Here is a 25,937-nt window from a genome sequence, read left to right as displayed (position 1 = left end):
ACACAAACACCCCCGCCAGGAGAAATCCAGGCGGGGGTTTTGCGTTCGAGGCCACACCCTCCAGACGCACGAAATCACCCGGCCCACCAGCGCACAGCCCCTTCGAACCGGTCATCGCCACGGCTCCCCGCCCGCCGGCCCAAAGCCCAAACCACGGCAGAATCCTCCATGTCACAACGCGACCGCCAGGCTCACCAGTCCACCCGAAACACACCCCAAAAATAGCTCAGATCGCACAAAACCAGCGTCACCAACGACCCAAAATCAGATCCAAAAGACCCAAACACCGACAGAAACCACCAAAGCCCAATCCCCACACACACCCAAATCCAAAAACCGCTCGCGCGTCAGGACAAATCAAACCAAAAAAACGACCAGAACAGCGACCGAAACGAAATCCGGAAACCAAGCGGCAGAAACGTGGGACAAACCAGGGCGGTCGTTACGGTCAGCCGTGCCGGACAGGGCGGAAACTCGCGGCTGCGCAGAATTTCTTTCCGTGGCTAAAAGGTAGGCCGCCCATTTGGAAGAAGACCGGACGTTGCTGGCGGAACAATACTCCTTACCTGTGCAATCCGGCCGTCGGGCAGCTTTCGCGAGCCTTTTGTAGACCGGATCGGCTTCCTGCCGGTTTGCCCGATTGCTGTGCGATCCTGTTGTCCACGCAGACCATTCCGGTGTCTCGTGCCCGAATGAGTTGACAGACCATATGTGATCGTTACGCTCGCGCAGTTCATTGTAATTCTTCTCATTTTTGATGAGCGAGAGTTTCGGAAATAGCAAATTGTACGAGGGGTGCAGTTCATGAAGATCAGATCAATGCTTGCCGTTGCGCTTGTGTCGTTGGGCGTTTCGACCACCGTCGCACAGGCGGTTACTCTTCACATCGTCGACGGTAGGTTGCTCGGCGCGTCGGATGTTCTTGTCGACGGGACGTATTATGATGTTCAGTTCAAGGACGGGACGTGCATCGAGTTATTCGCAAACTGTGATCAGGTTTCGGATTTCACCTTTCAGACAATGCTAGCTGCTACGGCAGCATCCCAGGCTCTGCTTGACCAGGTTCTGCTCGATATTGATCCTCTCCATCAGTTCGATACTGATGTAACCTTGGTAGGTGCCATAAAGGCTATTTCCGGGGATATTTCTCAGATGGCAATTCGAACCCCATTTTATACCGTTGCAGATCGAAGCGTCTTGGACGTAATGCGGGCGGTAAATTCGGTGCGTGCGGGAGCTGATTATGTGGACTGGCGGAGTTTTGATGGCGCCCACAATAGTTCCACGGCTGTAGAAATCGATGAGATCTACGCGGTGTGGGCGCCGGTGGCCGCAGTTCCCTTGCCGGCGGGAGCCTGGTTGCTTCTGTCGGGCCTTGCCGGGATGGCCGGACTCCGTCGTTGGAAGAGACACGCCGCATAGGTGTAGATCTTCAAATACGCCCGGAACCACGCGTTCCGACGGATGAGACACAGCCCAAGAGGTGCGAGGCCCCCCCGCGCCTCTTCTTCTCGTAGAGCCGGGCGACCGTCTTTGTCATCCTCTCAATAATCTTCGGGGTGGCAGCAATCGCGCCGCGGAAGAAATGGTATCCCAGCAAGTCGAAAACTTTAAGTCTCTTACCGGCAGTCGCCGCACTGACCTTGAGCGACGGCGTCTGGCTCAGAGGATGATGCAGCAATTGCTGAGCATTCAAAGCATTTCGATTTAACACTGAGCCGGCAGTCGCTGCCTCTCGGTTTCAACTCGAACGTGATTGCCGATACGTGCGGAGACACCAATAGATCGAAATGCTCTTCGCTCCACCACTGGCCGCAATATGCACTTACCAACCCATCCCGAGTTCGGACCGCAGCAAGGCCGGGTCGATCGACGGTGGCATGATAGATCTTGGATCCGGGGGCACGCTGTGTGTTGCAGGAAGCAACGCGATGTTCGGACGTGCTTCCGGCTTTCTGTCCGGCGCGGATTCGGTTCCGCGGCGAGTTCAGGTGAGTGCGGTCGCCATTCGGTTTCCGTGACGCAAAATTGCAATAGCCCCGGCCCATGATCCGACCGGCAGGCTCCGAGACACCGGAATTGGTGGTATCGTTCCGTCAAGGCCATGCAGCGCCCGTGCGGGACACTGCGTTCGGGGAGGATCTGGCAAAGATGAACGTGAAATCCTTGTGTCTTGCCGCAATCTCGGGACTTTTGCTCTGCGCCGTCGCCGGGCCACTTCAGGCACAGGATACGGATCCGGACGTGGACCTCGAGGCCGGCGACACCGCCGGGCCAGATGCGCCCGAACCCAATCCCCTCGGGCTCTTCTCCCACGGCTATGTCCGCTTCGGCGTCGGTTCGACCGACAACGACCCGATGGTCGCCTTTCAGCTCAACGGCGCGGCGAGCAAATACCGCTTGGGCAACGAAAGCGACCTCTACGGCGAGGCCTCGATCGGCATCCGCACGCCGATGGCCGGAGGGTCGGATTTCGTGGCCGAGATCATGTTCAACGGATGGGCGGATTCCAATCTTCTCGTCTGGGGATCCGACGTAGACGATGGTGGCGGCGTGGCGCAGGCCTACTTGGGCATCGAACGGCTGGGAAACAGCGCCGCGGCGGAGTCGTTTCTCTGGGCCGGGCGGCGCTACTACCGGCGTCGTGACGTCCACATCACCGATTTCTACTATGAGAACTACTCGAACGATGGGCTCGGCCTCGAGAATCTCGACCTTGGCAGCTTCCACCTTTCGTCCGCGCTGTTCTACTACGACGACGACGATAGTGACTACCAGGCCGGGACCGTCGACCTGCGCTTCCACGACATCGCGCTCGGCGGCAAATGGCTTGGCGAGATCGGCCTGTCCTACACCCGGACGGACGGGACCGACGCGCCTTCAGACAACGATGGCTACGCGATCAGGCTGCATGCATGGAACCTCGACCTGCCATGGGGCGAATGGCAGAACGCACTCATGTACGGGCGGGGCTCGGGAATCAATTTCAACTCTTCCGGTGATACCGGCGCCACAATGGACGACGATCGCTGGCGGTTCGTGACGCAGGCGCTCTTCACCACCACCGAGGACTTCCAGACCCAGGCCACGGGAGTCTGGCAACGCACCGAGATCGGTGGCGAAACAGAAACCTGGTGGTCGGTCGGCGCGCGCCCGCAGTACAACATCACCGACAATTTCGGCCTCGCGGTCGAGTTCGGATACGACGTCGTGATTCCGGAGGACGACGACAGGACGTCGCTTGGCAAGGTGACGTTCGCGCCGTTCTACAGCTTCGGAAAGACCGGGTTCTTCGCCCGGCCGCAGCTGCGGGCCTTCGTGACCTACGCGAAATGGAGCGACCCCGGCGTGATCACCCAGCAGGCCGCTCTCGACGATGCGACCGACGGAACGACGATCGGCATCCAGTACGAGAACTGGTGGTAGGGACCAGAGCTCAACCGCAAGCTTGCTACTGGCAGGGCCGACCGTTCAGTTGCCGCCCAGGTCCACCCCGACGGACAGTTCCAGGTCCTTTATCCCCGAGACCATGCGCGTGGATTGGCCCGAACCGCCGACCACGCCCGTGACGGCGGTGCCGGAGATGTTGAAAGGGGACCCGGACGGCTCTTCACTCGCCGGTCTGGGGCTGCGACTTGGGCTGCACCCCGCCAGGGCCGCGAGGAGTGCGACGACAGACACCGCGTTCCGGATCATTGACTCTCTCCTGTCCACCGGCCCTCCTCATACCCGTTTGAACGAAGAGGTCTACCGGCACCTTGTACGCAGGCACGGATCGAGCGGATATCAAGGTCCCTCCGCCGGATCACTGGGGTGCGTCCTGTTCTGACCGGTCGCCCGCCGCCTGCCGGAAGAAGTCTTCCAGCCGGTGCGTGCCGTGCGGTTCTCCGACGACGTCCTGGCCCATCGCCGCCAGGAAGAACTGCACCGGCCCGTGCCAGGCCAGCGGGGTGACGCGGGGCAGGAGCCAGAGGGCGGCGCGGCGGGGCCAGTCGGGAAGGCAGGTGATCCGCGCCGGCTTGTCGAGCGCCGCGAAGGCAAGCTCGGCGATCTCGCGGTGGCTGAGGATGTCGGGGCCGCCGATCTCGAGCGACGTCCGGCCCGTCTCGATGGCATCCGCGATGGCGGCGGCGAGGTCGGCCCCGTGGATCGGGTTGATCCGGTGCGAGCCATCGCCAAAGAGCCAGACCCGGCCCGAGCGGGCCATGCCGAGGAAATCCTGCATGTCGGAAAAATAGCCCGAGGGCGAGATCACGCAGCTGGCGATTGGCGCGGTCCGGAGCTTGTCGACGAAGGCCTGCTTGGCGGCGACCAGCGCGACATCTGGCAGGGACGCGGCGCCCAGGACATGCACATAGGCGAACTTTCCGACACCGGCGTCGAGCGCCTCCTCGAGCAGGTTCAGGTTGGCGCGGTAGTCGACATCGCAATAGCTGAGCCCGTCGCGCTGGCGGGTGATGCCGAGGGCGCTCACCACGAGGTCGACACCGCCGAGAACGCCGCTGAGCGAGGTGCGCTCCGTCGCCTGCGCCTCGATCAGCGCATCTGCGACGAGGCCGCCGGCCTGCGCCCGCTGGCGGTCGCGTACCAGCGCGAGGACCTGCCAGCCGCGCCTGAGAAACTCCGCGACGAGAAATCTTCCGAGATAGCCGGTGGCGCCCGCAACACAAACCGTATTCATAGATGACCTCTTGCGGTGGTCGGAAAGCGCCGCGCATCGGGCCGCCTGAATTTGCCCGGAGTCTACCAGATCCCCGGGGGACGAGACATGAAAAACCGGTCACGACGTGGGTGACGTGGGTGCAGGGCGTCAGCGGGCGAGGGACGAGGCCGTTCCGGCCTCGGGGAAGCAGGTCGGGCGCTGGCCGGTCGCGGCCTGCCAGCGGCCGATGGAGCGGCGGGTCTTGTAGCCGGGAAGGCCGTCGACGCCGCCGACATCATGGCCCATTCCGACGAGCGCGGACTGGATGGCCGTGACGTCGGCCCGGGTCAGCCCGCCGACCGGGTCCCAGGACGCCGCGAAGTCTGCGACGCCATAGCGGATCCGGTCGCCGACATGGCCGACGAAGAGCGCGTAGAGATCGCTCATGTTGTAGTCCTTCAGGACGTAGAAATTGGGCGTGACGACGAAGGCGGGACCGAAGCGCCCCGCAGGCATGAGCAGGAAGCCTTCGGCTCCGTGCTCCGGCTCCGGAAAGGGGCGGCCGGAGACCCGGGTGATGCCCATGGCTTCCCAGTCGCGGATAGGCCGGCCCTGATCTGGGCCCTCCAGGGCGCAGGAGACCGAGGCCGGAACGGTGACCTCGAAGCCCCAGTCGCGCCCGCGGACCCAGCCGTGCCGGGCGAGGAAATGGCCGATGGAGGCCAGCGTGTCCGCCTCCGACCCCCAGATGTCGGCGCGCCCGTCGCCATCGCCGTCGGCCGCGTAGGCGAGGAAGGTCGATGGCAGGAATTGCGGCTGGCCGAGCGCGCCGGCCCAGCTGCTCTTCATGCCTCGCGGGGGCGTCTGTCCGGCCTCGACGATGCGGAGCGCGGCGATCAGTTCCTCGGTGAAGAAATCCGCGCGGGTGCTCATGAACCCCTTGGTGCCGAGCACCACGAAGGCGTCATGCGGAATCCGGGCGCGGCCAAAGGCGCTCTCGCGGCCCCAGATGGCGAGGATGATGTGCCCCGGAACGCCGGTCTCACGCTCGATCGCGGCGAGCTGGCCGGCGTGACGGTCGGCCATCCTGCGGCCGGTCGACTCGACACCGGCGACGGTGTTGCGGTCGAAATACCGGGCCGGTGCGGCGAATTCCGCCTGGTGCTGGCGCCGCGGCACCGCCGGCGCGCTGCCCGGTGGCACAAGGTCCGGCAGTGACCAGTCGAGCGTCACGCCGTCGAAGGCCGCGTCGAACGTCGCGCGCGAGACGCCCTGCGCCTTTGCGCGCGGCCAGATCTCCTGCACAAGCCAGTTGCGGAACCCGGCCTCGACACTGGCGCGGTCCTGCGCGGGCGCCGTCGCCGGGAGCAGGCCGAGCGTGGCGAGAAGGATCAGGACGCGGAGGATCATGCGGCGCGGAGTCCCTTGCGAGTGAACGGTGCCGGCATCCTAGCGCGGCCGGTCCGGCAAGTCTCCAATTGGCCGACGATCTTCATTCTTTGGCCATGTTGCCGACCCAGAGGCGGATAGACTGGGCCCCGGTTTACGGAGTGTGTGACGATGACCGGGTTCGGGTCGAAGGACGAGTTTTCCGAGCGGTTGCGACGGATCGAAAGCGAGCGCATTCGCAATGGGCGGGCCAGCACGACGAAGCGCTTGCCCGATTTCAGCAATCTTCCCGAAGAGCCGGTGGTGCCGCCGGTCCGGCGGGGCGGGCTCGGCGCGGGCAGCGTGATGGCCGCCCTGATGCTCTTCCTGGCAATGGTTGCCGGTGTGGCCGTCTATGTGTTTCGCGACAGCCTTCCGCTCGACGGTATAGGAACCGAGCTCGGCCGCCTTGCCGCTTCGGTTCGCCAGACGAGCGAGCGGATCGTCCCCTGGACGCTGACGGATGAGGTCGATGAGGGGCGGATCCTGCGCGCGCCGATGGTCGCCACCGCCGATTTCCGGGAGGTGAAGGTCGACAGGATCGTCCGGGAGGTCCAGCTGGCAGAGGCGGGAACCCGGCCGGCCGCGATGCACGAGATCGCGCCGATGCGCGACTGCCGGCCGCGCCCGCTCGGTGCGGGGGAAGGGCTGGCCAACCTGAGGCTTGAGTCCGGGCCGGGCGAGGCCGGGATGCAGGGCGGCGACGGCGCGGCGACGACCGGCGGGCCGCGCCCGAAGGCAGGGATGCCGATGGCCGATGTGTTCCTGACCGACACCACCACGCCGCAATATGTCGTGCTCCAGAATATGCGCGGCGCGATCTTATGGAACCTGCATACCGCTCCGGGTGTCGAGATTGCGCATGTGCTGGTGATCTCGCCGGGCGGCGCGGCCGTCTCGGCGACACCGGGAGATTTCGGAATCGAGGCGATCCGAATCGGCGACTACCTGTCGGCGGCGGATTTCGAGGCGATCGCGCGGAACGACTGGAACTCGGTGATCGTGCGGGAATGCTTCGTGGCGCCCTTCCGTCAGCCGCAGCCGATCTGGCGCGCCTGGAAGCGGGCGGAGGACCGCTACAAACGCGCTGGCGACACGATCCGCCGCTACCAGAAAGGGCGCGCCCGCTTCGACGTCTGGTTCACCCGGAGCTTCGGACAGTCGGCGGCGACCAACGCCGTCGAGGCCTATCAGGCGGAGATTCTGCTGGCGGGGCCGCTGCCCGATCAGCCATTCGATCCTGCGGCGCTCGACGCGCGCGAGGTCTGGGTGATGCCGGGAGGCAGCAACCTTTCGGGATCGGCCGAAGAGGGCGGTCCGGCCGGGTGACTTCCGTGCTTGTCCGTCCGGCCGTCAGGCCCGGACGGAAGCCGCCTCGGTGTGGATGGCCGCCGGCACACCGCTCTCGAGCATGCCCGCCAGCGCGCCGACCACCTCGCCGCGCCATTCCGGCGCGGCCATCAACGCTTCGGGGAAGACCCCGCGCAGCGCCGCAAGGCTGGTGAAGATCGCCTCCGCCGTGTCGGCCGTGCCGATCCGGGCGGCTATCTCGGCTTCGAGCGGGTCGCGCAGCGCGTAGGTCTCGCCGTCATCCTTGCGGCCGAGGCAGTAGCGCATCCAGGCCGCGGTGGCGAAGGCGAAGGGGCGGACGGGCTGGCCCGCCTGGAGCGCTGCCAGCGCCGGGCCGAGGACCCGCTGCGGCAGTTTCTGAGTCCCGTCCATGGCGATCTGGTAGGTCTCGTGCGCGATCGACGGGTTGGCGAAGCGCGCGGAGAGGTCCTGCGCGTATTCGCCGAAATCGATCCCCGGAAGCGGATCGAGCGTCGCCGCGGCGGCCGAGAGGTGGCGCTCGATCAGCGTCCTGAGATCGGGGTCCGCCATCGCATCGCGCACATAGCGCTGCCCGGCGAGGAAGCCGGAATAGGCCAGCATCGAATGCGCGCCGTTGAGCATCCGCAGCTTCATCTTCTCGTAGGGGGCGACATCCTTCACGAAGAGCGCCCCAGCCTTGTCCCAGGCGGGTCGGCCGGCGGGGAAATTCTCCTCCACGACCCATTGCGTGAAGGGTTCGGTCTCGATCACGGCGGCGTCGGAATGGCCGGTGAGGCGCTCGGCATCGGCGATCGTCGCGTCGGTGCGGGCCGGCGTGATGCGATCGACCATGCAGGATGGGAAGGCCACGGCGGACTCGATCCAGTCGGCTAGCTCGGGGTCGAGCCGGCGGGCGAAATCGACCACGCCGCCCCGGAGCATGACGCCGTTCTCCGGCAGGTTGTCGCAGCTCAGGACGGTGAAGGGCGGGGTGCCCGCGGCGCGGCGCGCCTTCAGCGCCTGAACGATGAGGCCGAGCACGCCGGTGGGCGCGTCGGGGCTGGCAAGATCGGCGGCGACTGCCGGGTGATCGGGATCAGCGCCACCTGCGGCCCGGTCGATCCCGTAACCCTTTTCGGTCACAGTCAGGCTGACGATGCGGATCGACGGGTCGGCCAGCGCGCGCCGGATCTCGTCGATATCGGTCTTGCCGCAGAGGGCTCGGGAGATGGAACCGATCACGCGAACGCGCGGCTCCCCTTCGCCGCGGATGATGAGCGTGTAGAGCCCGTCCTGCGGCGCGAGCTCCTCGGCCGGCGCGGCGCTCCGGAGGCTGACGCCGAGGATGCGCCAGTCGCCGCCCGCGAGCGCCAGCGCGTCGTCGGTATAGACGGCCTGATGGGCGCGGTGGAAGGCGCCGAGGCCGAGATGCAGGATACCTTCGCCATGCTTGGCGGGCGTGTAGGCCGGCATGGCGACAGTGTCGGGGAGCTTGCTCGAGGCGTTCAGGCGGGGGGGCATCAGGCGGCCTCCCCGCGATGCGTGGCGGCGGCGATGATGCCGCGCAGCTCGGCGAGCCCCTTGAGTCGCCCGATCGCCGGGTAGCCGGGCTGGGCCTTGCGCTTCTGGTCGTCGAGGATGTCCTGCCCGTGATCCGGGCGGAAGGGGATCGACCAGTCGGCGCGGCCGGCGTCGCGGCGGCGGGCCTCCTCGGCGAGCGCGGCCTTGATCAGGGCGACCATGTCGGTGTCGCCGCCGAGATGCTCGGCCTCGTGGAAATCGCCGCGGATGCCGGAGGTCTCGCGCTTGACGTTGCGCAGGTGCAGGAAATGCACCCGGTCGCCGAGGCGCTGCATCATCCCCGGAAGATCATTGTCCGGCCTTGCGCCGAGCGAGCCGGAGCAGAGCGTGATGCCGTTTGCCGGCAGGTCGACCGCCTCGACGAGCCAGCGGTAGTCGGCCTCCGTCGACATGATGCGCGGCAGGCCGAGCAGGGGGACCGGCGGGTCGTCGGGGTGGCAGCAGAGGCGCAGCCCGAGATCCTGGGCCACCGGCGCGACCTGCTCGAGGAAATCGGCCATGTGCCGGCGCAGGCGGTCGGCGTCGACCGCGGCGTATTCGGCGAGGTGCCGCCGGACATCCTCGAGGCTGAAGGTCTCGGCAGAGCCCGGAAGGCCGAAGACGACGTTGCGGGCGAGTTCTTCCTTCCGCGCTTCGGTCATCGACGCGAAGCGTTCGGCCGCTGCGTCGCGCAGCGGCTCGTCGAAATCCGCCTCGGCGCCGGGGCGCTCCAGGATATGCATGTCGAAGGCGGCGAAATCCACCAGATCGAAGCGCATGCAGGTCGCGCCGTTGGGCAGCCGGTAGGCGAGATCGGTCCGGGTCCAGTCGAGCACCGGCATGAAATTGTAGCAGACCACCTCGATTCCCGCGTCGGCGAGGTTCGCCAGGCTGGTCTTGTAGGCGGCGATATGATCGCGCCAGGCGCCCGATTGCTTCTTGATGTCCTCCGAGACGGGCAGGCTTTCAACCACGTCCCAGGTCAGCGTCGAGTCGCTGCCATCGGCCATTCTGCCGATCTCGGACTTGCGCCGCGCGATCTCTTCCGGCGTCCAGACGGCGCCGGTCGGGACATGGTGCAACGCGGAGACGATACCCTCAGCGCCCGCCTGCCGCACATCATCAATGGAAACGAGGTCGTTCGGGCCGAACCATCGCCATGTCTGTCGCATCGCATCCTCCGAAATCTCGAACCGGGCTCCCGGCTTCACAGGCTCTTCATAGCACCGCGCCGATCTGCTGACTAGTATGGCAGGGGCGCGGACTCCGCTACGTCGCCTGCTCCGATCCTGCGTAGCCGGATGCGCTCTTCTTGGGTTTTTCCGACCCGGAAGACAAGACGACACATTCCGCGCGATCGGGCCTCGACCCACCCTTCCGCCGCAGGAACGGTCCGAGCTCGTCCCGGCATCGACACAATCTCGCCCCGCCCGCGCATTAACCAAGACTCCAGCGGGACCACGCCCGTCAGCGACGCGTGCGTGTGTTCGGATTGTTGAAGCTGAGGCGGGACAGCCGAGGCGAGGACCCAGTATATGACGAAGTTCAAGACCGACCCCAGACAGCGCCGATCCTCCTGGATCCGCACCTGTGCGGTGGCCAGTGTCGTCTTCTGTTCCGGTGCCGCCGCATTCGGGACGCGCGCGGAGGCGACGACGATCCTGCTCGATGACTTCGACTCCGGCTTTGACGCCATGACCGGCGTGCTATCGGACACCGGCAGCACGGCCGAAGCGCCGAAACCGGGAACGCAATCCGGGATGAGGATCGACATGGCCGGGGTGGGTGGCTGCGACCACCTGATCGGCAGTTCCCAGGCGCTCTGTGGCGCCGATACGCTGAAATGGGCCGGGCCGAATGGCGCCTCGCTGCGCTACGCGGTCGATTTCGACGTGATCTCAGGAATCCTGTTCGACATCGCGGCCTTCTCCGACAGCGACCCGTTCGACCGCTATGACGGAGAGAACAGCGACCTCTGGGGCGACTATTTCCGCGTCTTCAGCCTTGTCGGCGGAAGCCGGACGCTTCTGGCCGAGTTCACGGGCGTGTCGATGGCGGAACGGACGCCGGAAACGGCCTATTTCCTGATCTCCACCGACGCCGGCGAATCGCTCGGTGCCGGCGTTGTCGCCGATGCGCGTTTCGACACTGTGGCGCTGAACTGGCTCGACGGGCGGTTTGGCGGCTGGGGCGAGATCGAGTTCCAGATTCGCTCGACTGGGTCGGCCGAGCAGATCGGCATCGACAATGTCCGGCTGTCCTCGGTTCCGCTGCCGGGCACGCTCTCGCTCGCGCTGTTGAGCCTCGGCGCGCTTGGTCTTGCGCGCCGGAAGCAGCGCGGCTGACCGACCAATACTGAAAGATCAGAGAGTACGGGATCGCCCGGACATGGGTGTACGAGATCGCCCGTACATGGCGGCCGCGTTCTGGCCTGCCGTTCCGCGCTCGTGAGACGGAGCCTGCGGATGCATGGCTCCGTCGTCCCGCTCGGCCCGGCTTACCAGCCGATGCCTTCGTAGCGGGCTTCGCCGGATTTGCGCTTGAGGACCTGTGCCAGGTCGACGATCGGCAGCTCGCAGGAGTCCAGAAGGGCGCGATAGGCCGGGATGTCGTGGTTGACGATCACCGCGTCGGCCTCCGCGATGGCCTGCCCGGCGTCACCTGCGAGCCGGGACGGGATCTGTGCAGCCATCCGGGCAAAGTCTGCGTTGCGCGTCCGGGCATCGCCGGACAGCCGCTGGGCGAGATGTCCGGCCGAGGCGAAATGCGCGTCATGCGCCGTCACGTCGACGCCTTCGGCCATCAGCCGTGCCACCACGTCGAGGATGGCGCTCTCGCGCAGGTCGTCGGTGCCGGGCTTGAAGGCGAGGCCGAGAACGGCGACGCGCCTCGCGCCGGTCGCCCGGATGAGTTCGACGGCCCGCTTCACCTGCACCTCGTTGGAGCGGGCGAGGCTGTCGATCATCGGCAGCTCGACACCCAGGCCGGCGCCGATATGCGCCGCCGCGCGAACCTCCTTGGGGAGGCACGAGCCGCCATAGGCGAAGCCCGGCTTCAGGTAGCGCGCGGAAATGTTGAGCTTGGTGTCTTCGCAGAAGACGTCCATGACCTCCCGGCCGTCGATCCCCATCGCCTTGGACAGGCGCCCGACCTCGTTGGCGAAGCAGACCTTCGCGGCGTGCCAGACATTGTCGACATATTTGACGAGCTCGGCGGTCTCGATCCGGGACAGGATCGGTGCGTTGTCCACCGGCTCGAAGATCCGCGCCAGCATGGCCTCGGTGCGCGGGTCGGATGCCCCGATCACCGTCTTCGGCGGGTCCCGGAAATCGCTCACCGCTTCGCCTTCGCGCAGGAATTCCGGCGCAAAGGCGAGGCCGAAATCGACGCCGAGCGACTTGCCGGAAATTTCTTCGATGCGGCGGCCGACAACACCGTGAGTGGTCCCCGGCGGCACGGAGGATCGCAGGACGACGACGTGGAACCGGTCGAGCCCGGCGATTGCATTCCCGAGTTGGTCTGCGACGGCCTCCACAAAGCGCAGGTCGCAGGAGCCGTCCTCGGCGGTCGGGGTGCCGACGGAGACGAGGGTCACATCCGTGCGCGCCACCGCGTCGGCGAGGTCATGGGTCGCCTCGATCGTGCCGCGTGCAACGCCGTCGGAAAGGAGGTCGTCGAGACCTTCCTCATACATCGGCGAGGTTCCGCTGCGGATCGCGGCGACCTTGAGCGGGTCCACATCCACGCCGATGATGCGATGCCCGAGATCCGACAGGCAGCCTGCTGTCACGGAGCCAACATAGCCGAGGCCGACGACGCTGATCGCTGCCTTTGCGGCTACCGGGTAGAGTTTGAAACGCGGGTCGCGGTCCGGCGCGAAATGGTCTGCCCTCAGTTCCTGCATGGTCGACACCCAGCCTTGTACTTTTTTCCTGTTTTCCGGCGTCGCATGGCGTTGCGTCAGGAATTAGGCAACGATTAAGACAAATTAAGGTAAAGTTGACCGCGTCCGCTCAGAGGCCACCGAACGTCGCGGTCCGGCCCATCAGCCACGCGACGCCGAAGAAGAAGGCGAGCATGGTGGTGACATACTGGAATGTCGCGACCGCGGTCTTGGCCCTGTAGATCCAGTTGTGGTCGATCGCCGCCTTCTGTCCGCCCCGGTTGGCCCAGGTCTGCTTGTGCGGGAAGAAGATCAGCACGGACTTCACGAGCGAGTTCGCGACCTGGTTGGCATAGAGAAGGAATGGCCAGGTCATGTCGACGCGGCGCGAATAGCTGAAGAGCATCAGCGACAGGAGCAGCCGCGAAACGACGACCCAGAGCAGGGCCGCCACGATATAGCCGGGGTGGAGAATGAGGCCGAGGAGGATCAGTGCCGGGCTCACCAGCATGGTCCAGATCGCGATTCGCTGGTCCAGCACGCACCACCAGATGAACGGGCCGACCCGACGGGGGCCGAGCTGAAGGGCGCGCGCGCCGTTGCGAAGCATGTTGCCCGACCAGCGCCGGAGATTCTGCAGCATACGCTGATAGCCGGAGCCGCGAATGATCTCGACGGTGTAGACCAGGGCGTCGGGCACGTAGCCCATCTTCGCGCCCTCGCGGAGCAGGTAATACCAGGTGCTCTTGTCGTCGCCCGAGAGGAAACGGAACCGCCCCCAGAGCCAGTGGTCGAGATAGTCGGCCTCGATCGTCCGGACGAAATCCTCGTTCGTCACCCGCCGCGCCCGGAACATGCTCATGCGGCCGGTGAGGGTGAGGACCTTGTTGCTCATCACGTGGCTCTGCATGGCCAGGCGCCGCTGGGCGAAGCGCATGTCGAGCCAGCGGCGCATCCAGCCGGGGCCGTAAGTGATGGCCTCCTCGTTGGTGGTGAGCGCCTCGAGCTTCGGATCGGCGCCGAACATGGCGCAGCATTTGGCCAGTGTGTCGGTTCCGAAGACGGTATCGCCGTCCATGAAGACGATCAGGTCGTCCGGGTCCGGCGCGGTGCGGATGATCGCCCGCATGATCAGCCCGATCGCCATGCGTTTTCCGGGCTGGTTCTGGCGCACGAACGCGATCTCGATATCGAGATCGTCCGGCAGTTCCAGCGCCAGGTCGGAGATGGTCCGCTCGTCCTGCACGTCGCCGGTGCCGACCCAGATCGTCGCCGGAATGCCGGACGCCGCGATCTGCGCGACGAGCGCCTCGATGACATGCCGCGTGATCGCGGGTTCCTCTCGGAAGGTTGTCATCTGGACATGCAGGTGGCCCGGCCGCCATCCGCCGTTCCAGACAGCATCGCGCCGCCGCTCCAGGCGCGGCCACACCCGCCGCCCGTAGGCGCGGGCGCGGCGCGCGTGGTTGAGCCACCAGCCATAGCGCCACGCCGCCAGGATGCCGAGCGCGTAAGTGACCTGCCGCGCGTGGAAATCGTAGATGAAGTTCGGCATATACATGACGGTGGCGAGGCAAGCCAGGACCGTCGCGGCGAGCAGGGCGGCGTCGCGCAGAGACCATTTGCGGATGCCGCTGGGCGCCGGCGCCTCGAGCTCGGCGAGGCGCTTCGCGATGTCGCCATACAGGTCGACCGGCAAGGGGAGGTTGCTGGGCATCAGAACCTCGCGACGTCGACCGGTTCGAGATAGGCGCGCGTCTCGTCGAGAATCGGCAGCAGGACCGGCTTGTAGGCGAGGACGCTCAGCAGCCCGTAGAGGCATAGAATCGCCAGCAGGCGCAGGGGGCGCGGCGACACGCGGCGGCGCCGGCGCTCGGTCTCCTGCGGTGTTTCGATCATCGGCACGATGTCGACCGGGGCATCCATCGAGGCGATCGTGTTCTCTAGCGGCACAACGCGGCCGGTGACGATCTGGCGGTAGAAATGCCGCAGAAGCTGCGTTTCCCGTTCGCCGAGATGGCTGAACCGCATCATCCCCGTTTCGAAATCCCGCTCCAGCCCGGCCTTGAAGGTGATCCAGAAGCCCTGAAACGGGATCGTGATGATGACGTTGCCGCCGTCGCCTTCGAGCTCTGCTGGCGGACGGATGCCGTCGAGCGACCACTCACGCACCAAAATGTCCCGGCCTTTCCCAATGCTGAGAAAGAGCGGGGCTTGGACCGTGTAGCTCAGGTCCGGACTTGGCCGTTCGTAGCGAACCTTCATTCTGAAGTGCCTTTTCAAGCGCCAGTCGAAATAATGCGCTTGAAAGCGGCGGAATTTTGACAGTTTGGCAACGATTTCTGGAGGCGTCAGACGGGCGGGTGTTTCCCGTTTCGCATACCCGGCCCTGAGGTGCGGGTCGGTAGATTTGCCTCGCGTCCCCGCTCCGGTTCCGGTCGGATCGGACGCTTCCTTGCGGCGCCTGTCAATGCCGCAGGGCATTCACCACGACTTTGAACGCGGGCAGGTTTTGATGCCGACTTGGGTAATAGATGTGGTAGCCCGCAAAACGCGGCGACCAGTCGTCGAGCAGGAGCGCGAGCGCTCCGTTTTCCAGATCTGCCGCAACCATATCCTCCGGCACATAGGCGATGCCGACACCGTCGAGTGCCGCCGCGACCATCGTGGCCTCGTCATTGAGCGTGAGCCGCCCTTCGACGCGCACCCGCAGTTCCTTGCCGTCCTTCTCGAACTCCCAGGCGTAGAGCCCGCCGGCCGTGGCCAGCCGCCGATTGATGCAGTCATGCGCCAGCAAGTCCTTCGGATGCGCGGGCCGCCCGCGCGCCGCGAGATAGGCGGGGGACGCGACCGCGACCAGCCTTCAGTCGGGCCCGACTCGCAATGCGATCATGTCCTGCTCGACACTCTCGCCGAGGCGGATACCCGCATCGAAACCGTCCCCGACGATATCGCGAAACCCGCCGTCAACGCTCAGCTCCAGCTTGATGTCGGGAAAATCCCGCAGGACCGGACGCAGCCTGGGCCAGATCAGTTGCGACGGCGCATGATGCGACAGGGCGATGCGCACCGAACCGGCGGGCCTGTCCCGCAGTTCCGTCAACGCGGCAATCTCTTCCTCGATCTCGGTCACCCGGGGCGCCAGTTTGCGCCGCAGCCGCTACCCCGCCTCGGTGGTCGACACCGAGCGGGTCGTGCGCGCGAGCAGACGCATGGCCATCCGCGTCTCCAGCTTCTTGATCCGGTGGCTCAGCGTCGATTGCACGACGCCGAGCTTGGCCGCCGCGCGAGTGAAATTCCCTTCTTCGGCGACGGCCGGAAACCACATCAGATCGTTGAAATCGGTCTGCGCCATGGCACGCTCATTCATGGTGTGTTTCGATAGGTCCAAGCGATGCTTGTCCCTTAATCAACAAGTCTGGGTCGGCCATATAACAATCAGTGCAACTTCAATGGTGGAGGCCATCATGAAAATCACCCGCGCGGGCACCAACCCGTCGGTCAAGGGGCCGGTCGACTGGTTCACCGGCAGCGTGCGCATCGATCCCCTGTTTCACGCAGAGCCGCCCGGACGGGCGGCGGGGGCCGCCGTCACCTTCGAGCCCGGCGCGCGCACCGCATGGCACACTCACCCGGCCGGGCAGACGCTGATCGTGACCGCCGGGCGAGGCCGTGTGCAGCGAGACGGCGGCCCGATGGAAGAGATCCGGCCCGGCGACGTGGTCTGGTTCCCGGCCGGCGAAAAGCACTGGCATGGCGCCAGCCCCGACGTGGCGATGACCCATATCGCCATTCAGGAGGCGGTCGACGGCGTGACCGTCACCTGGATGGAGCAGGTCAGCGACCCGGATTACCTCGGCTGAAATCCTCCCCAAACCCTCAAGGACATCGACAGGAAAGACGAAGTCATCGTCATCACCGCCGCATCGTCGGGGATCGGTCAGGCCACCGCGAAACTGCTGGCCGCAAAAGGCGCGAAGGTGGTCCTCGGCGCGCGGCGCGAGGACCGGCTCAAGGCACTGGCAGAGGAAATCCGCACGGCGGGCGGCGAGGCGGAATACCAGGTGCCCGATGTCACCAAGCAGGCCGATAACGACGCCATCGTGAAACTGGCGAAGGATCGGTTCGGCAAGGTCGACGTGATCTTTCTCAACGCGGGCATCATGCCCGGTTCGCCGCTCTCGGCGCTGAAGATCGACGACTGGCACGACATGGTCGATATCAATATCAAGGGCGTCCTGAATGGCGCCGCGGCCGTGCTGCCCGAGTTCATCGCCCGGAAATCGGGGCATGTCATCGCGACCTCATCGGTCGCCGGGCTCAAGGCCTATCCGGCGGCGGCGGTCTATGGCGGCACCAAGTTTTTCGTGCGCGACTTCATGGAAATCCTTCGCATGGAATCGGCGATGGAAGGCACGAATATTCGCACAGCGACGATCTATCCTGCCGCGATCAACACCGAGCTTCTCGACACGATCAGCGACACCGGAACGGCTGCGGGCATGGCGGCGCTCTACGAGCAGGTCGGCATCACGCCGGACCGCATCGCCAATGTCGTGGCCTTCGCCATCGAACAGCCCGCCGATACCAATGTCAGCGAACTGACTGTCGGACCGACGGTTCAGGCTTGGTAGAAGGGCCGGCGGCGAGGCCCCGGTTCCGCCGCCGGCCATCGAGATGTCGGGACTGCCGCGCCCGTCAGTCCACCGGCGTGACGTTCGGGAAGGTCCAGCTTCCGTCGAGGACCTCTTCGCGCGGCTCATAGAGGCGGACGGTGTAGTTCCAGCCCGGCGTGATGGGGATGCAGTTGATGCGCCCGTCCTCGCAACCGCCGAAATGGAGCGTGTAGGAGCCGTCCTCGTTGGGGGTGGCCGAGGTGTTGTTGAAGCTGTTCCGCCCCATTTCGTTGGGCGCGAGGAAACCGTCGGCGTCATAGACAGTGATCGACCAGAAGGCGTCCACCGGCACGTCGCGCAGCGTCACTGCATGCGGGGTCTCGCCGTCATTCATATCGACGGCGTCGACAAATGCACTGGCCGTCGTGGCCGGCTGCCCCGCCCAGCCCGCCATCCCGATCAGATGGCCAAGCGGGTCCACCTCGTCGCGACGGCCATAGGCGGTGCTGGCATCGAGGCCGACGGCAGCGGCGAGGTCGCTGACCGCCTTTCGCGCTGCCTCAAGGTTTTCAAGGTCCCAGTCCGGCGCCTCGAAGGGGCCACTTCCGCCGCCTTCGACGCGTATTCCGTCCTGCACGGCATGGGCGCGGGCGGCATCGTCGGGATCGCCTGCGTCGATGAAGGTGCGGAACAGGAGCATCGCGAAGCGGGTCCCGACCTCGTCCTCTGTCAGTTCATAGGCACCTAGTTCGGCATAGGCGAAGTTGTAGTGGTCCTGGCTGATCACCAGCACGGACTGGAACCGCCCGTCGCCCTCGGGCAGCGTCACCGTCACCGGCTCGGACAGGTCGATGATGGCGGACGAATACAAGGTGTCCTGGTTGGGCCTTATGATCGGCTGCGGCCCGTCGGCGGAGACGACCTGACGTTCATGGGCGATCTCGCCGACATTGGTCCCGTTGGTCTGCATGGTGACCCGGAACATCGTATCGCTCTCGGCGCGCATGAGGTTCTGGATCGTGATGTCCTCGGCGAGGACCGGCGCGGGTGCGGAGAGCGCAATGGCAAGAAGAAGATATCGCATGTTTTTTTCCTTTCCGTCAGTTCACGGGCTCGACGCCGGGGAAGATCCAGCTGCCATCCAGAACGTCCGGCGCCGCACGATAGAGCCGCACGGTGTATTGCCAGCCTTCCTCGAGTGGCAGGCAGTTCGCCCGTCCGTCCTCGCAGCCGCCCAGATGCACGGTCATGCTCCCATCGTCGTTGCGCGTGCCGCAGACCGAATTGACAACGTAGGCGCCCATCGCATTCGGCACGAAATAGCGATCCGCATCATTAACGCTGACCGACCAGAAATCCTTGACCGGCACGTCGGCCGGCACCTCGATCTTGTATTCACCTACGGGCAGGTTCGGCGCGATTCCCAGATAGAGCGCCTCATCCTCGGGCAAACCGCCCTAGCCGCCGGCCGTTCCGATGAAATGCCGCACCGGATCGACATCCTCCTTCTTGCCGAACATCCGGAAACTGTCCGGAAGGTAGGCGCCGACACCGACGGCGGCCTTCACGAGCCCCTTGTAGCTCTCTTCGTCATAGGGCGGCACGACGAAGGGTTCGGACGAGGCAGCCTCGATCGACATCTCGTCCTGGATCGCGTGCACGGCGGCCAGGTCCGCGGGGTCGGTCGCATCCAGCAGCACGCGCAGGTAGACGGCAACATAGGGCGTGTCGAAGCTGTCCGTGTCGAGCGTATATGTGCCGCCGCCGTGGAAGACCTCGTTGAGGTAGTGATCCTGGTTGATGACCATCGCCGACATGTAGCGGTTGCCGACATCTGGAAAGGTGACCGTCGCGCCCTTGCTGATATCGATGATGGCGGTGCTGTAGAGCGTGTCGCGATTCGCGCTGATCGTGGTCTGAGCCTCGACGGGCATTAGCTCACGAAAGTGGTAGAACTTGTTCACTCCACCGGCCAGCGCGACGTATTTCCCGAATTCGATATCGGTCGCCGCGCGGCCGCGCGCAGGCCGTGACTCCGCAGCGGATCGTTGCCGGCGCCGCTCGGTCTGGCGCCGGCTGGTGTCGTCAGATGAGGGTCAGCCCGCGATCTCGGCGTTGCACTTGCGGGCTTCCTCGATGGCGCGCTTGGTGCCGGTGAGGTCGATCACGAAAGCGACCGGCCGTTCCGGGAAGGCCACGAGCTCGTACCCTTCCGCGATGGCGGTCACCATCTCCGGGTTGTTGGTCAGCACGTAGCCGCCGCTGTAGCCGTCCTTGAGCTTGCCGCTCTTGATCCCGTCGGAGGTGCCGACGAAGATCGCACCGTCGACCGCGATGGCGATTGCGCCCTCCTTCTGCACGTCGATATCGGCCTGGGTGAAGATGCCGACATAGGCGTAGTCGCGATCCTTGGTTACGCCCATCTGCATCACGTTGCCCGCGTCGTCGACCCGTTCGACGAGGCAGGTCTTGGTGCCGGAATCGGCATAGATCGTCCAGTCTTCCACCATTCCGTATTCGGTGAAGGTGTCACCGCTTTTCGGGATCGGGCTGTCCTCGGCAAGGCCGGAAGTGGCGAGCACAGTCAGCATCGCGGTCGCGATCAGGGTTGTGTGAGTCCGTGTCATGTCAGGGTCTGGTCCTTGGTTGGATGGTTGGTCCGGCTATCGGACGTGTGTCGCGATGCGCCTCGGAATCGCTTTCAGGACGTTGACGTCCAGACTCGAAATGTAGCAGTCGCATCCGCCTTCGCCAGAAATTGTTGCGGCCGCCCCTGGCAACGACCGGCCTCCGCAGGTTGTCGCGGCGTCGGAACTGTCGGCGGGGTCGCCCCGGAACAGCGGTGACCGGATCAGGCGGATCGCGCAGGATCCTGCGCGATCCACGCCGTCACGCGTCGAGATTCTCGACGCTCAACGCGTTGGTCTGGATGAATTCCCGTCGCGGTTCCACCACATCGCCCATCAGCTTGGTGAAGATGTCGTCGGCCTCGGCCATGTCCTCGACCTTGACCTGCAGGAGCGTGCGCTCGTTCGGATCGAGCGTGGTTTCCCAGAGCTGGTCCGGGTTCATCTCGCCCAGACCCTTGTAGCGCTGCAGGCTCAGCCCCTTCTCGCCCTCTTCGAGGATGGCGTCGAGCAGGCTGATCGGCCCATAAATGTCGATCACCTTGTCCTTGCGCATCAGCACCGCGCCCTCGGCATAGACCTCGCGCAGCGCCTCCGTATGCGCGCCGAGCCGGCGTGCCTCGCCCGAGCGCAGCACCGGCCCGTCGAGGCGGCGGACCTCCTCGACACCCCGCACCAAGCGGGTCAGCCGGATGCCGCGATCCTGCGTCGGCCGACCCTGCCAGCCGCGCTCGTATTCCAGCGAGACGATGTCGAGCCGGGAGGCGACCCGATCGGCCGTTCCCTGCAGGTCGGAATCGACCTGGCCCGGGACGAAGGCGCCCGCGATCACCGCCTGTTCGAGGATGTGGGTCGCGTAATGGGTCGGGAAGCTGCGGAGGATGCGGCGCACGAGGCGGGCCTCCTCGACGACACGCGCGAGGTCCTGCCCGGCGATCTCCTCGCCAGTGCCGAGCCGGAGCCGCGCTCCGTCGATGCCCATCTGGATAAGGTAGTCGTCGAGCGCGGACTGGTCTTTCAGATAGACCTCCGACTTGCCGCGCGCGACCTTGAAGAGCGGCGGCTGGGCGATGAACAGATTCCCGTATTCGATGATCTCCGGCATCTGCCGGAAGAAGAAGGTCAGCAGGAGCGTCCGGATATGTGCGCCGTCCACGTCGGCGTCGGTCATGATGATGATCTTGTGGTAACGCAGCTTCGAGATGTCGAACTCGTCCCGTCCGATGCCGGTGCCGAGCGCGGTGATCAGCGTGCCGATCTCTTGGCTCGAGAGCATCCGGTCGAACCGCGCCCGCTCGACATTCAGGATCTTGCCGCGGAGCGGGAGCACCGCCTGGTTGCCGCGCGCCCGGCCCTGCTTGGCCGAGCCGCCGGCCGAATCGCCCTCGACGAGGAACAGCTCGGATTTCGCCGGGTCCTTCTCCTGGCAGTCGGCGAGCTTGCCGGGGAGGCTCGCGACATCCATCGCCGTCTTGCGCCGCGTGAGCTCGCGCGCCTTGCGCGCCGCCTCCCGCGCCAGCGCCGCCTCGATGATCTTGCCGACGATCACCTTGGCCTGCGCTGGGTTCTCCTCGAACCATTCCGCGAGCTTCTCGTTGACCAGTCCCTCAACCGCCGGGCGGACCTCGGAGCTGACCAGCTTGTCCTTGGTCTGGCTGGAGAATTTCGGATCAGGCACCTTGACCGACAGAACGCAGGTGAGCCCCTCGCGGGCGTCGTCGCCGGTGAAATTCACCTTCTCCTTGCGGGCGATGCCCGAGGATCCGGCATAGAGGTTGATCGTCCGCGTCAGCGCGCCGCGGAACCCCGCGAGATGGGTGCCGCCATCACGTTGCGGGATGTTGTTGGTGAAGGGCAGGACGTTCTCGTGGTAGCTGTCATTCCACCACATCGCCACTTCGACGCCGATCCCGTCGCGCTCGCCCTCCATGTAGATCGGCTCGGGCATCGCCGAGGTCTTCGACCGGTCGAGATAGCGCACGAATTCCCGCACGCCGCCCTCGTAGCAGAGATCCGCCTCCAGCGGCTCCGCGGGACGCTCGTCGCGCAGGATGATGCGGACGCCGGAATTGAGGAAGGCCAGCTCGCGAAGCCGGGTCTCCAGCGTCTTGAAGGAATAGTCGAGGTTCGAGAAGGTCGTTAGCGAGGCCATGAAGGTCACTTCGGTGCCCTTCTCGCCATCCGAATCACCGACCACCCGCAGGTGCTCGGTGCATTCGCCATGCTCGAAGCGTGCGTAATGCTCCTTGCCGTTGCGCCAGATCCGGAGGTCGAGCCAGTCCGAGAGCGCGTTGACCACCGAGACGCCCACACCGTGCAAGCCACCGGAGACCTTGTAGGAATTGCTGTCGAATTTGCCGCCGGCATGCAGCTGGGTCATGATGACCTCCGCCGCGCTCACGCCTTCCTCGGCATGGATGTCGACCGGGATACCGCGTCCGTTGTCGCGCACCGAAACCGAGCCGTCGGCCCGGATCGTGACGCTCACGAAGTCGGCATGGCCGGCCAGCGCCTCGTCGATCCCGTTATCGACCACCTCATAGACCATGTGGTGCAGCCCCGAGCCGTCGTCGGTGTCGCCGATATACATCCCGGGGCGTTTGCGGACGGCCTCCAACCCCTTGAGAACCTTAATGGAATCTGCGCCGTATTCTTCTGTCCGGTTCGCTTCGTCTGCCATGCGGCCCTTCCTTTGTATCGATGCGATTTTATACTTGGCCTCTCGGGGATTGTCACGCGGAGGACACAAGATTTGGTGGTCCGCGGCCCCCGTTTGCGCTCCGATCGGACGCGGCCTGTTGCGACCCGGTCACGGCATCGCCCAATCGCTCGGGCGGGTGCATGTCAAGACTTGATGGTGGAGGCCGGGAACCCGAGAACGCAGGAAAGCACAAGGGAGACTACAGATGTTCACGTCTCGTATTGCGATCTGCACCGCGATTTCCATGCTGGCCCTTGCGGGCACGGCATCCGCGCAATCTGCTGGTGAATGGACCCTCGGCTTCGGCGCCGCCTATTCGATGCCGAAATACGACAACGGCTATTTCGACCCCGATAACACGTCCAGCAACCAGACCGTCACGGTCAGCGATACCGCCAGCCTGACCTTCACGGGCGAGTATTTCATCTGGGACAATGTCGGCGTCGAACTCCTCGTGCCGCTGCCGTTCTCGCATTCGGCGGATGTCGAGGATTACGGAAAGGCCGTGGATCTGACCTATTTCGCGCCGACCCTGTCGCTGCAATACCACTTCCGGGCCTCGGAACAGATCTCCTACCTGATCGGTCTTGGCGTCAACTACTCCACTTTTACCGATGTGAGCACGAGCGGAGATCTCAAGGGCCTCGACCTGGATGTCGACAACTCCTTCGGCGGCGCGCTCCACCTGGGCCTCGACTACTGGATGAGCGACGACAGCGCGATCCGGGCCGACATGCGCTGGATCAGCATCGATACCGACGCGGATGCCGGTGGCAGCCGCGTCGGCGAGATCGAGGTCGATCCCTTCATCCTCGGCCTGTCCTACATCCGCAAGTTCTGAACCGGCGATCAGCCGAACATCTCGAGGCGGCTGCCATCGGCCGCCTCGAGGACGTTCAGCCGTTGCGCCCGAGCTCCCAGATCCTCGAAGAGCTCCGGCCCCGTCCCGGTAAGCCATGCCTGCGCGCCGAGCGCGAGGATCTCCTCGTAGAGCGCCGCCCGCCGGCCCGCATCGAGATGCGCGGCCACCTCGTCGAGCAACAGGAGCGGCGGCGCGCCGCCCGCTTCGGCCAGTGCCCGCGCGTTCGACAGGATCAGCGACAGCAGGAGAGCCTTCTGCTCCCCTGTCGAAGCATTGCGCGCGGCGATCCCCTTGGCGGCATAGACCGCCTCGAGATCGGCCCGGTGCGGCCCGACCAGCGTTCGCCCCGCCGCCATGTCGGCCCGCCGCCCGTCGCGCAGGGCAAGCAGAAGCTCGGCCTCTTCCGCCGGAAAACCCGGCCCGTCCGGCCCGACCAGCGCCAGCTCCGCGGCCGGAAACACCGTCTGCGCGCCTGCCTGCGCGGCCTCGATCCGCGCCAGAGCCGCGCGCCGGTTGGCCTGGATCGCCGCGCCCGCCTGCGCCATCTGCGCCTCGAGCGCGTCGAACCAGGCGCCGTCCCGCGCCCCGTCCTTCAGGAGACGGTTGCGCTCGCGCATCGCCTTCTCATAGGCCAGTGATACCTCGGCATGTCCCGGCTCGAAGCTGAGCACCATCCGGTCGAGGAAGCGCCGCCGCCCCTCGGCCCCCTCGATCCAGAGCCGGTCCATCGCCGGGACCAGCCAGACCACGCGCACGATCCGCCCGAGTGCCGTCTGGGTCGCCGCCTTGCCGTCGATCGTGACCTGCCGCGCCGCACCCCCTTCCGACCAGGTCGCGATCTCGTGCCGCCGCCCGAGCCGGTCGATCTCAGCCGTGACCTTCCAGCCAACCGCCTCCGGCTGCCGCGCCATCTCTTCGGCCGAGGCGCGCCGCATGCCGCGGCCCGGAGAGAGCAGCGAGACCGCCTCCAGAAGGTTGGTCTTCCCGGCGCCATTGGGCCCGAAGATCGCCAGCGGCGCCGGTCCGAGTTCCAGCCGGGCCAGACGATGCGACCGGAACTGCACGAGTCGCAGCGAAAGAACCGCCAGTCCCGCCATTCAGCGCTCTTCTTCTGCTCGGAAACATCCCCGCCGGAGGCATGACGACTCCGGCATGCCGGCGGTCACACGCGCATCGGCATGACGACATAGACCGCGCTGGTGTCGGAGCCTTCGCGCATCAGCGTGGGGTCGCCCGAGGAGTTGAACATGAAGACGGCGTTCTCGCGATCCACCTGGCTCGCGATCTCGAGCAGGTATTTCGCGTTGAAACCGATCTCGAGCTTCTCGTCGCCATAGGCGACCGAAAGCTCCTCCTCGGCCGCGCCGCTGTCAGGCGCGTTGACCGAAAGCACCAGCCGGTCCTCGTCGAGCGAGAGCTTCACCGCCCGCGAACGCTCTGAGGAGACGGTCGCCACGCGGTCCACGGCACGCGCGAACTCGGCCGCATCCACCTCCATCTTGCGCGGGTTGCCAACGGGAATCACGCGCGCATAGTCGGGGAAGGTGCCGTCGATCACCTTCGATGTCAGCGTGATGTCGGGCGTGGCGAAGCGCACCTTGGTCTCGGACACCGAGACCGCGATTTCCATGTCGTCATCGTCGAGGAGTTTGCGCATCTCGCCCACCGTCTTGCGCGGCACGATCACGCCCGGCATCGTCTCGGCGCCCGCCGGCAGGTCGGCGTCGATCCGCGCCAGCCGGTGACCGTCGGTCGCCACGCAACGCAGCACGCGGCCACTCTCGCCATCGGCGACATGCATGTAGACGCCGTTGAGATAGTAGCGGGTCTCCTCGGTGGAGATGGCGAATTTCGACTTGTCGAAGAGGCGGCGCAGCACCGGCGCGGGGGCAGAGAAATTGGAGCTGTATTCGCTGTTGGCCATCACCGGGAAATCTTCCCGCGGCAGCGTCGCCAGGGTGAAGTTGGACCGCCCCGCCTCGACCGTGAGCCGCCCCGCGGCGCCGTCATCTGTGAGCTTCACCAGCGCGCCGTCCGGCAGCTTGCGGACGATCTCGTGCAGGACCACGGCGGAGACGGTCGTCGCCCCCGCGCGCTCGACCTGAGCGAGCGCCCGGTCCACCACCTCGATATCGAGATCGGTCGCCCGGAAGGAGACGCTCTCGCCCTCCGCCTCAATGAGAACATTGGCGAGGATCGGGATCGTATTGCGCCGCTCGACAACCGATTGCGCTTGAGACACCGCTTTCAGAAGGGCGCCGCGTTCGATGCTGATCTTCATGCAATCGCTCCCATATTCCCCGGGAA

The 25,937-nt window shown here is 65.6% G+C and carries 23 protein-coding genes and 1 pseudogene; 7 read left to right on the top strand and 17 right to left on the bottom strand.

Annotated elements, in window-relative coordinates:
• Positions 1 to 804 precede the first annotated feature (804 nt).
• Together EU800_RS28390 and EU800_RS28385 are read left to right on the top strand one after the other, a co-directional pair.
• Complete coding sequence (locus tag EU800_RS28390; RefSeq protein WP_129633242.1) at positions 805 to 1,422, top strand: VPLPA-CTERM sorting domain-containing protein; 618 nt, start codon at positions 805 to 807, stop codon at positions 1,420 to 1,422.
• Positions 1,423 to 2,151: 729 nt separating this feature from the next.
• Positions 2,152 to 3,426: a carbohydrate porin gene (locus EU800_RS28385; RefSeq protein WP_165354665.1), complete on the top strand. Its 1,275-nt coding sequence runs from the start codon at positions 2,152 to 2,154 to the stop codon at positions 3,424 to 3,426.
• 45 nt (positions 3,427 to 3,471) lie between these two features.
• Here EU800_RS28385 and EU800_RS28380 read toward each other — a convergent pair whose 3' ends face one another.
• The 3 genes from EU800_RS28380 to EU800_RS28370 all read right to left on the bottom strand — a co-directional run bounded on the left by EU800_RS28380 (position 3,472) and on the right by EU800_RS28370 (position 6,052).
• A complete protein-coding gene (locus EU800_RS28380) occupies positions 3,472 to 3,696 on the bottom strand; it encodes a hypothetical protein (RefSeq protein ID WP_129633238.1) in 225 nt (74 codons plus the stop codon).
• Between the two features lie 109 nt (positions 3,697 to 3,805).
• Complete coding sequence (locus EU800_RS28375; RefSeq protein WP_129633236.1) at positions 3,806 to 4,681, bottom strand: NmrA family NAD(P)-binding protein; 876 nt, start codon at positions 4,679 to 4,681, stop codon at positions 3,806 to 3,808.
• 129 nt (positions 4,682 to 4,810) lie between these two features.
• On the bottom strand, positions 4,811 to 6,052 hold the full coding sequence (locus EU800_RS28370) for a lytic murein transglycosylase (RefSeq protein WP_129633234.1): 1,242 nt from the start codon (positions 6,050 to 6,052) through the stop codon (positions 4,811 to 4,813).
• A 150-nt stretch (positions 6,053 to 6,202) separates the two neighbouring features.
• Here EU800_RS28370 and EU800_RS28365 point away from each other — a divergent pair, with 150 nt between their 5' ends.
• Positions 6,203 to 7,399, top strand: a complete 1,197-nt coding sequence (locus EU800_RS28365) for a hypothetical protein (RefSeq protein WP_129633232.1) — start codon at positions 6,203 to 6,205, stop codon at positions 7,397 to 7,399.
• A gap of 24 nt (positions 7,400 to 7,423) precedes the next feature.
• On the opposite strand, the gene EU800_RS28360 is transcribed toward EU800_RS28365, so the two are convergent.
• On the bottom strand, positions 7,424 to 8,902 hold the full coding sequence (locus tag EU800_RS28360) for a mannitol dehydrogenase family protein (RefSeq protein WP_129633230.1): 1,479 nt from the start codon (positions 8,900 to 8,902) through the stop codon (positions 7,424 to 7,426).
• Positions 8,902 to 10,113 (bottom strand): mannonate dehydratase, encoded by a 1,212-nt coding sequence (uxuA, locus tag EU800_RS28355; RefSeq protein WP_129633228.1) that lies wholly within the window; start codon positions 10,111 to 10,113, stop codon positions 8,902 to 8,904. The genes EU800_RS28360 and uxuA overlap by 1 nt, the downstream gene beginning before the upstream one ends.
• A 363-nt stretch (positions 10,114 to 10,476) precedes the next feature.
• Between uxuA and EU800_RS28350 the strand changes: the two genes are divergently transcribed.
• On the top strand, positions 10,477 to 11,286 hold the full coding sequence (locus tag EU800_RS28350; RefSeq protein WP_129633226.1) for a PEP-CTERM sorting domain-containing protein: 810 nt from the start codon (positions 10,477 to 10,479) through the stop codon (positions 11,284 to 11,286).
• Between the two features lie 152 nt (positions 11,287 to 11,438).
• Here EU800_RS28350 and EU800_RS28345 read toward each other — a convergent pair whose 3' ends face one another.
• The 5 genes and pseudogenes from EU800_RS28345 to EU800_RS28325 form a co-directional block, all read right to left on the bottom strand.
• A complete protein-coding gene (locus EU800_RS28345; protein ID WP_129633224.1) occupies positions 11,439 to 12,845 on the bottom strand; it encodes a nucleotide sugar dehydrogenase in 1,407 nt (468 codons plus the stop codon).
• 109 nt (positions 12,846 to 12,954) lie between these two features.
• Positions 12,955 to 14,541: a glycosyltransferase gene (locus tag EU800_RS28340; protein WP_129633222.1), complete on the bottom strand. Its 1,587-nt coding sequence runs from the start codon at positions 14,539 to 14,541 to the stop codon at positions 12,955 to 12,957.
• Positions 14,541 to 15,089, bottom strand: coding sequence for a hypothetical protein (locus EU800_RS28335; protein ID WP_129633220.1), 549 nt, complete (start codon positions 15,087 to 15,089; stop codon positions 14,541 to 14,543). Before EU800_RS28335 ends, EU800_RS28340 begins: the two co-directional genes overlap by 1 nt.
• A gap of 202 nt (positions 15,090 to 15,291) precedes the next feature.
• Positions 15,292 to 15,957: pseudogene (locus EU800_RS28330) on the bottom strand (LysR substrate-binding domain-containing protein).
• 27 nt (positions 15,958 to 15,984) lie between these two features.
• On the bottom strand, positions 15,985 to 16,179 hold the full coding sequence (locus EU800_RS28325; RefSeq protein WP_242500573.1) for a LysR family transcriptional regulator: 195 nt from the start codon (positions 16,177 to 16,179) through the stop codon (positions 15,985 to 15,987).
• A gap of 112 nt (positions 16,180 to 16,291) precedes the next feature.
• Between EU800_RS28325 and EU800_RS28320 the strand changes: the two genes are divergently transcribed.
• Positions 16,292 to 16,687: a cupin domain-containing protein gene (locus EU800_RS28320; RefSeq protein WP_129633218.1), complete on the top strand. Its 396-nt coding sequence runs from the start codon at positions 16,292 to 16,294 to the stop codon at positions 16,685 to 16,687.
• A 24-nt stretch (positions 16,688 to 16,711) separates the two neighbouring features.
• Positions 16,712 to 17,458, top strand: a complete 747-nt coding sequence (locus tag EU800_RS28315) for an SDR family oxidoreductase (protein ID WP_129633216.1) — start codon at positions 16,712 to 16,714, stop codon at positions 17,456 to 17,458.
• A 64-nt stretch (positions 17,459 to 17,522) separates the two neighbouring features.
• On the opposite strand, the gene EU800_RS28310 is transcribed toward EU800_RS28315, so the two are convergent.
• The 5 genes from EU800_RS28310 to gyrB form a co-directional block, all read right to left on the bottom strand.
• A complete protein-coding gene (locus EU800_RS28310) occupies positions 17,523 to 18,524 on the bottom strand; it encodes a DUF1214 domain-containing protein (RefSeq protein WP_129633214.1) in 1,002 nt (333 codons plus the stop codon).
• 16 nt (positions 18,525 to 18,540) lie between these two features.
• Entirely contained in the window at positions 18,541 to 18,891 is a 351-nt protein-coding gene (locus tag EU800_RS28305; RefSeq protein WP_207209909.1) for a DUF1214 domain-containing protein, read from the bottom strand.
• A gap of 6 nt (positions 18,892 to 18,897) precedes the next feature.
• Positions 18,898 to 19,404, bottom strand: a complete 507-nt coding sequence (locus tag EU800_RS28300) for a DUF1254 domain-containing protein (protein WP_207209908.1) — start codon at positions 19,402 to 19,404, stop codon at positions 18,898 to 18,900.
• Positions 19,405 to 19,536: 132 nt separating this feature from the next.
• Positions 19,537 to 20,067 (bottom strand): hypothetical protein, encoded by a 531-nt coding sequence (locus EU800_RS28295; protein ID WP_129633212.1) that lies wholly within the window; start codon positions 20,065 to 20,067, stop codon positions 19,537 to 19,539.
• A 262-nt stretch (positions 20,068 to 20,329) separates the two neighbouring features.
• A complete protein-coding gene (gene gyrB, locus EU800_RS28290; protein ID WP_129633210.1) occupies positions 20,330 to 22,747 on the bottom strand; it encodes a DNA topoisomerase (ATP-hydrolyzing) subunit B in 2,418 nt (805 codons plus the stop codon).
• Between the two features lie 226 nt (positions 22,748 to 22,973).
• Between gyrB and EU800_RS28285 the strand changes: the two genes are divergently transcribed.
• Positions 22,974 to 23,609: an OmpW family protein gene (locus tag EU800_RS28285; RefSeq protein WP_129633208.1), complete on the top strand. Its 636-nt coding sequence runs from the start codon at positions 22,974 to 22,976 to the stop codon at positions 23,607 to 23,609.
• Between the two features lie 8 nt (positions 23,610 to 23,617).
• On the opposite strand, the gene recF is transcribed toward EU800_RS28285, so the two are convergent.
• Both recF and dnaN read right to left on the bottom strand, forming a co-directional pair.
• Positions 23,618 to 24,727 carry a DNA replication/repair protein RecF gene (gene recF / locus EU800_RS28280; protein WP_129633206.1) on the bottom strand — a complete coding sequence of 370 codons (1,110 nt, stop codon included), beginning with the start codon at positions 24,725 to 24,727 and terminating at the stop codon, positions 23,618 to 23,620.
• A 65-nt stretch (positions 24,728 to 24,792) separates the two neighbouring features.
• Positions 24,793 to 25,911, bottom strand: a complete 1,119-nt coding sequence (gene dnaN / locus EU800_RS28275; protein WP_129633204.1) for a DNA polymerase III subunit beta — start codon at positions 25,909 to 25,911, stop codon at positions 24,793 to 24,795.
• Positions 25,912 to 25,937: the final 26 nt, after the last annotated feature.

Origin of the sequence: Tropicimonas sp. IMCC6043, from assembly GCF_004146235.1 — a bacterium.
Taxonomy (GTDB): domain Bacteria; phylum Pseudomonadota; class Alphaproteobacteria; order Rhodobacterales; family Rhodobacteraceae; genus Tropicimonas.
This window is presented reverse-complemented; position numbering and strand designations above follow the sequence as displayed.